Annotated in this window: 6 protein-coding genes; 3 read left to right on the top strand and 3 right to left on the bottom strand. The window is 69.0% G+C overall.

Annotated elements, in window-relative coordinates; all coding sequences use genetic code 11:
* Positions 1-107 precede the first annotated feature (107 nt).
* Genes HOP12_08640 through metG form a run of 3 tightly spaced genes read right to left on the bottom strand, consistent with a single transcriptional unit; the run spans position 108 to position 3,722 of the window.
* On the bottom strand, positions 108-1,187 hold the full coding sequence (locus HOP12_08640; protein ID NOT34220.1) for a hypothetical protein: 1,080 nt from the start codon (positions 1,185-1,187) through the stop codon (positions 108-110).
* Positions 1,188-1,237: 50 nt separating this feature from the next.
* Positions 1,238-1,996: a TatD family hydrolase gene (locus HOP12_08635; protein ID NOT34219.1), complete on the bottom strand. Its 759-nt coding sequence runs from the start codon at positions 1,994-1,996 to the stop codon at positions 1,238-1,240.
* A gap of 13 nt (positions 1,997-2,009) precedes the next feature.
* Complete coding sequence (gene metG, locus HOP12_08630) at positions 2,010-3,722, bottom strand: methionine--tRNA ligase (GenBank protein NOT34218.1); 1,713 nt, start codon at positions 3,720-3,722, stop codon at positions 2,010-2,012.
* A gap of 164 nt (positions 3,723-3,886) precedes the next feature.
* Between metG and HOP12_08625 the strand changes: the two genes are divergently transcribed.
* The 3 genes from HOP12_08625 to HOP12_08615 are packed head-to-tail and all read left to right on the top strand — an operon-like array spanning position 3,887 to position 6,375.
* Complete coding sequence (locus tag HOP12_08625; GenBank protein ID NOT34217.1) at positions 3,887-4,435, top strand: sigma-70 family RNA polymerase sigma factor; 549 nt, start codon at positions 3,887-3,889, stop codon at positions 4,433-4,435.
* Positions 4,432-5,409, top strand: a complete 978-nt coding sequence (locus HOP12_08620; GenBank protein ID NOT34216.1) for a hypothetical protein — start codon at positions 4,432-4,434, stop codon at positions 5,407-5,409. The genes HOP12_08625 and HOP12_08620 overlap by 4 nt, the downstream gene beginning before the upstream one ends.
* 9 nt (positions 5,410-5,418) lie before the next feature.
* Positions 5,419-6,375 carry an ABC transporter ATP-binding protein gene (locus HOP12_08615; protein NOT34215.1) on the top strand — a complete coding sequence of 319 codons (957 nt, stop codon included), beginning with the start codon at positions 5,419-5,421 and terminating at the stop codon, positions 6,373-6,375.
* The last annotated feature ends 24 nt before the right edge of the window (positions 6,376-6,399 follow it).

Here is a 6,399-nt window from a genome sequence, read left to right as displayed (position 1 = left end):
GGGTGGGCGTCCGGCGGCCAGAGGATCGAAAGGCATGGTGGCGAGTTTAGGGGGATTGCCGAACAAGTGAAAAGCGCTCGCGAGCCGCGCGCCTCGGAAGTCGAAGCCTACGAGGCTCGATCGAGCGGGAAGCCCCCGTCGAGCACCTCGCGCGCGATGTCGCGCGCGAAGCCGTCTGAGGAGTTGTTCACGATGGTGTTGAGCGCCAGCCGTCCCGGCTCGCCGAGGCGCGCGAGCGCATATGCCGAGTGCCGCCGCACCCACCACGACGGGTCCGAGAGCCGCGCCGGCAGCGCGTGTACCGCATGATCGACTCGCGCCGCACCGAGCGCCTTCGCGACTTGCGCGCGCACCTGCCACGCCTCGTCCGAGAGGGCCGCGAGCAGCGCGCCGCCCGACTCCTCGCGCCCGATGCGGCCGAGGGCCCTCGCGGCCACCACGCGCAGCTCCATCTCGCGTCCTCGCAGCCGTCGCTCGATCTCGACGCGAGCGCGCCCCGAGCGCAGCAGGCCGAGCGCGTCGATCACCGCCAGCTCGAGGCGCAGGTCACGCATGCCCTCCTCGAGGACCGCGAGCAGCACGGGGGCTGCACCGCGCCCGAACGAACGCAACAGTTCCACGCGCACCCGATGCGTGCGGCGCGCGAGCGCCTGCGGATGCGACAACAGCCAGCGCAGCACGGCGAGATCACGATCGAACGCCAGCGTGGTCGCGCACGCCTGCGTCACCACTTCGGGGCCACGAATCAACGCGCGCCGCAACGCGCGTCGCGTCAGCCGTGAGCGCAACAGCGAGAGGCGACGCACCGCGAGCACCTGCCGCCACGGCGAGTCGTTGCGCAGTGCGCGGCGTTCATCGGCCGAGAACTCTTCGCCGCGGAGTGCTCGCGAGAGGCGCGAGCGATCGCCGCGCTGCCAGTTCATCGAAAGGTGTTCGAGTGCGGCCCAGAACTCATCCTCGGTTGCGCTGGCGGCCAGCGATCGCAACCGCGCGGCATCGAGTCGGCCGGCCAGATGCGCCGACAAGGCACGGCGCAGTTCGTGTGCGCGTCCGCGGGTGCGCCCGACCGACCGGCGCTGCATCGCTCGGACCAAATAGAAGCCGACCGCCATCACCACGAGGACGACGGCGAGGGCGAGCAGGGGCGGAAGCGAGAGCCCCGGGATGGGAGGGTCGACGGTGGCCACGGCCCTGCGGTTATCGGCCCCTTGAGCCGCTCGATTGAGGCGGTTCGAGGCTAGGGGATCCGAAACAGCTCGCGGGCGTTTGCGGTGGTGATCCGGTCCGCGTCGGCCGGCGTCCAATCCCTCAACTCGCACAGGCGCCTCACCACGCGAGTCAGCAGCCCGGGCTCGTTGCGCTTGAGCGAGCGTGGCTCCGGTTCCAGATACGGCGCGTCGGTTTCGAGCACCAGCATGTCTTCCGGGGCGTTTCGAACCGCCTCGTCGAGCGCTTCATGTCCGTACGTCACGCAGCCGCCGATCCCGAGCTTGAACCCGAGTGCGCGCGCCCTCTCGACCACCGCCATGCCGTCGTCGAAGCAATGCAGCACGCCGCCGGCCTCGGGGCGCACCTCCTCCAGAATCGCGAGCGTGTCCTCGAGAGCCGAGCGCTGATGGATCACCACCGGCAGACCCAGCTCGTTCGCGAGCGCCAGCTGCGAACGGAACCAGCGTTCCTGATCCGTGCGGGGCGCGTAGTCGCGATGGAAGTCGAGGCCGGTCTCGCCGATCGCGACCACCCGCGGATGCCGGGCGTGATCGCGCAGCTCATCGAGATACTCGATCGGGACCTTGGCGGACTCGCTCGGATGCACGCCCACGCACAGGAACACCGTCGGGTGCTCGGCGGCCAGCGCGTGCGCCTTCGGTACGATCGCCGGCGCGTAGGCGATCTCGACGAAGTGCGTGACGCCCGAGACGCGCGCGCGATCGAACACGTGCACGCGATCCTTGTCGAAGCGCTGGTCGGCGAGATGGCAGTGCGTATCGATCATGGGCGTGCCGCGCTCACGATCCTCCCGCCTCCAGCTCGATGCGCGGGAACAGGATCTGCGATGGGCCCACGGTGCGTGCCTCGGCCGCGCCGAAGCGGGGCGCGGCGGCTTCGCCGCGAGTTTCGCCCGGCTTGCCTGGCTGTCCGAGCATGGTCCACAGCTGCTCGCACTTGTTCGGCATCACCGGCCACACCCACAGCGCCGTGACGCGCAGCGTCTCGAGCAGGGCCGCCAGCGTCGTCGCGAGCTCCGTGCGGCGCTCGGGGTGCTTCCCCATCTCCCACGGCTTGGCGCGGTCGGTGAATTCGTTGGCGCGCTCGACCACCTGCCACACGCTCTCGAGCGCGTCGTTCAGGCGGATCTCCTCGAACGCCCTGGGAACCTCGAGGGCGGCCTTCGCCGCGGCTTCGATCAGCGCTTTCAGCCCGTCGCGCGCGGCGGGATCGGTGAACGCATCGGGCGCCCAATCGGTCGGTGCCTGGCCGTCGAAATACTTGTGCACCAGCGTGACGGTACGGCTCGCAAGATTGCCGAGCTTGTTCGCGAGGTGCGTGTTGCAGTGCTCGACCAGCTGCTCGAGCGTGAACTCGCCGTCGCGTCCGGTTGGAATCGCATCGAGCAGGTAGAAACGGATCGCGTCGGATCCAAAGCGCTCGACCAGCTCGTTCGGATCGACCATGTTGCCGGCCGACTTGGAGAGCTTCTCGCCGCGCGCGTAGATGAAGCCGTGGACATAGACCTGACGCGGCAGCGGCACGCCGGCCGCCAGCAGCAGCGCCGGCCACAGCACGCAATGGAAGCGGCTGATGTCCTTGCCGATCACGTGGAACGCATTGGTGAACTGCGGCGTGCGCGTGCCGGCCCACGCAGCGCCCGGGCGCCCCTGGCCGTCCAGGTGCTGGAACTCGTCCTGGCGCGCGGCCGCGGGACCGCCGACTTCCTTCTCCTTCGCGAGCCACCACAGCGAGTAGCGACGCTCCGGCCAGCCGATCGCGGACAGGTAGTTGAGCAGCGCGTCCGTCCACACGTAGGCGGTGTGGCCTTCGCCGTTCTCGATCTCCTCGGGCAGTGGAATGCCCCACGGCACATTGGGCCGCGAGACGCTCACGTCCTGCAGCCCTTCCTTGATCACGTTGAGCACTTCGTTGCGTCGGAAGTCGGGCCAGATGAAGTCGGGATGGGTCTCGAGGTGCTTGAGCAGCGCCTCGTCGTATTCGGACAGGCGGAAGAAGAAGTTCGATTCCTTGATCTTCTTCGGCTTGGTCTTGTGGATCGGGCACAACCCGTCCTCGAGATCCTTCTCCTGCTTGAAGGCCTCGCAGCCTTCGCAGTAAAAGCCCTCGTAGTCCTCTTCGTAGAGCGCCGGTTCGCCGGTCTTCGGGGCGGTCGCCTCGACCAGCCGCCGGAACAGCTCCTGCACCGCCATCTCGTGGCGCGGGTCGGTGGTGCGGATGAACTGGTCGTACGCCACGTCGAGCGCCTTCCAGGTGTTCTGGAAGGTCGGCGCGAGTTCGTCGACGAACGCACGCGGCGTCTTGCCGGCTTCGGCGGCGTTGCGCGCGATCTTCTGGCCGTGCTCATCGGTGCCGGTCAGAAAGTAGGTCGCGTCTCCGCGCTGGCGATGAACGCGCGCGATCGCGTCGGCGAGGACCTTTTCGTACGCGTGCCCCAGATGGGGCTTCCCGTTGACGTAGTCGATCGCGGTCGTGATATAGAAACGAGGCACTGGGTCTCCGTTGGGGAAAAGCGGCGGGGAGTATAGCAAAAGCCCTGCGCGGGGCCGGACTGGCGGTCGATCGGCGCCCGCGGGGAGCGGCTGTTCCGGCGCCGGCCGCGGTCAGACCGCCGTGCGGCGTGATACTCCGCCGTCTGGCCCGTATGAAGGAGCACATGACCGTGCAGAGCGACGCGATGGACCGGGGGTTCGGCTGGGGAGCCGTGGCGAGCGAGGTGGACTGGGAGGCCCAGTACGCCGAGCAATTGCCGCGCATCTACAACTTCCTGCGCTACCGGGTGGGGCCCGACGAGGCCGAGGATCTGGCGTCCCGGGTGTTCGAGAAGGCGTGGGTCCATCGGCATCGCTACCGCCGTGACCGCGCGGCATTTGGAACCTGGTTGATCGTGATCGCGCGCAACGAATCGATCGACCATCTGCGGGCACGCCGCCGGCACGAGCCGCTCGAGGCGGCGGAACACGTCGCGAGCGGCGGAACGCCCGAGGATCACGCCGAGCATCGCTCGAACGTGACGCGACTCGGCCGGCTGCTCGAGGGACTCGCGGATCGCGAGCGCGAGCTGGTGGCCTTGAAATACGGAGCGGGCCTCACGAACCGCGAAATCGCGCGGACCGTGAAGCTCGGCGAGAGCAACGTCGGCACCATTCTCCATCGCACGATCGAATCGCTGCGCCAGGAGTGGCACAAAGGAGAACCTCAATGAGCGACGACTTCCTGAACGAATTGCGCGAGTCTCCGCGCCCGGCCTTCGAACGCGCGCTGCGCGAGCGACTGCGTGGGCTCGAAGCCGCGAATCAGCCGCGCGCCCTGTGGTGGCGCCCGGTGCCGGTGTTCGCGACCGTGGTGGTCGCGCTCGTGGTGGCCGCGCCCCTCGCATTCCCGTCGGTGCGGGCGACCGCGCAGGCGTTCCTCGACCTGTTCCGCGTGCGCACGGTGACGGCGATCCAGTTCGATCCGGAGCGCCTCGATCGACTGCACGAGCAGTTCAAGGGTCAGGACCCGGCGATGCTCGTCTTTCACGAGCAGCAGGTGCTGAAGGAGCCGGGTGTGCCGGTGATCTATGCGACCCCCGCGGCCGCGACCGCGGCGACCGGACTCCGCTTTCAGACGCCGTCCACACTGCCGCCGTCGATGGAGCTCGACAAGGTGCAGGTGGCCGGCGAAGGCCGGATGCGACTGACGTTCGATCCGCAGAAGCTCCGCACCGTGCTCGACCTGCTCGATCTGCGCGACGTGCGGATCCCCGACGGGCTCGCGGGGCAGACCTTCGATGTACGGGTCCCGCGCGTGGTGACGCTCACCTACGCGAGCCCGAAGCGGCAGGTGTCGGTGATGCAGTGCGAGAGCCCCGAGATCAAGCTTCCGCCGGGCTTCCAGCTTTCGCAGGCCGGTGAACTGGGGCTGCGGGTGCTGGGGCTCGATGCCTCCGAGGCGCAGCGGCTGGCGAACTCGATCGACTGGAGCTCCACGCTGGTCGTGCCGCTCCCGATCACGGCGACGTCGTTCCGCGAGGTGACGGTGCATGGCCAGAAGGGCGTGCTGGTGGAGAGCCGCGGCGACCAGCCCCAGGGGCGCGAGCATCAGACGCTGCTGTGGAGCGAAGCGGGGCAACTGCGCGCGCTCACCGGGACGGTCAGCTCGGGCGAACTGGTTCAGATGGCCGAATCGATGCGCTAACGTGTCCGCGTGAGCGAATTCGTCGTCGAGACGCGCGCGCTGCGAAAGCGATTCGGTCCGAAACTCGCGGTCGCGGATCTCTCCCTGTCGGTCAGGCGGGGGGAGGTCTTCGGCTTTCTCGGGCCCAACGGCGCCGGCAAGACGACCTCGGTCAAGATGCTGCTCGGACTGGTCGAGCCTTCGGGCGGCGAAGCCCGGGTGCTCGGCCGCAAGCTCGGCGACCGCGCGGCCCGCGCGAAGCTCGGCTTCCTGCCCGAGCACTTCCGGTTTCAGGACTGGCTCACCGGCCGGGAGCTGCTGCGATTTCACGGCCGTCTTCACGGGCTCTCGGCACGGGTGCTGGATCAGCGCATCGACGCGTTGCTGACGCGCGTGGACCTGAACGACGCGGCGTCACGGCCGATTCGCACCTACAGCAAGGGCATGACCCAGCGTGTCGGGCTCGCGCAGGCGCTCCTGAACGAGCCCGAGCTGGTGTTCCTCGACGAACCGACCTCGGGCCTCGATCCGATCGGGCGGCTGCTGGTGCGCGATGTGATCCGCGACCTGCGCGATCGCGGCACCGCGGTGTTCCTCAACTCGCATCTGCTCGGCGAGGTCGAAGCGACTTGCGATCGCGTGGCGTTCGTGAAGGGCGGGCGCGTGGTGCACGAGCTGCGGCTCGGCGATCCGGCCGCGGAACACGTCGAAGTCCAGCTGCGATTCGCGGGCGCGACGCCGGCGCTTCGCGAGCGGCTGGCCGGTCTCGGCGAGGTGCTGGCGTGGGAGCCGGACCTCGCGCCGGCCGCCGAGCTCGGCGCCAAAGTCGTCGCCGCGCGCATGCGCCTGGCCGACGCGGCGCAGGTTCCCGAACCCGCGCGCGCCCAGGTCGGCGCAGGCGCCGACCTGCATCAGCTGAGCGTCGCCCGCAAATCACTCGAGGCGTGGTTCCTCGAAGTGATGGGCCACGACCAGAGGCCGGGTTAGCCCATGCGCGCGATCTGGACTCTG

The sequence above is a fragment of the Candidatus Eisenbacteria bacterium genome, from assembly GCA_013140805.1.
Lineage (GTDB): Bacteria > Eisenbacteria > RBG-16-71-46 > RBG-16-71-46 > RBG-16-71-46 > JABFRW01.
The sequence above is the reverse complement of the archived record's forward strand: the minus strand, read 5'-3'. Positions and strand labels throughout refer to the sequence as shown.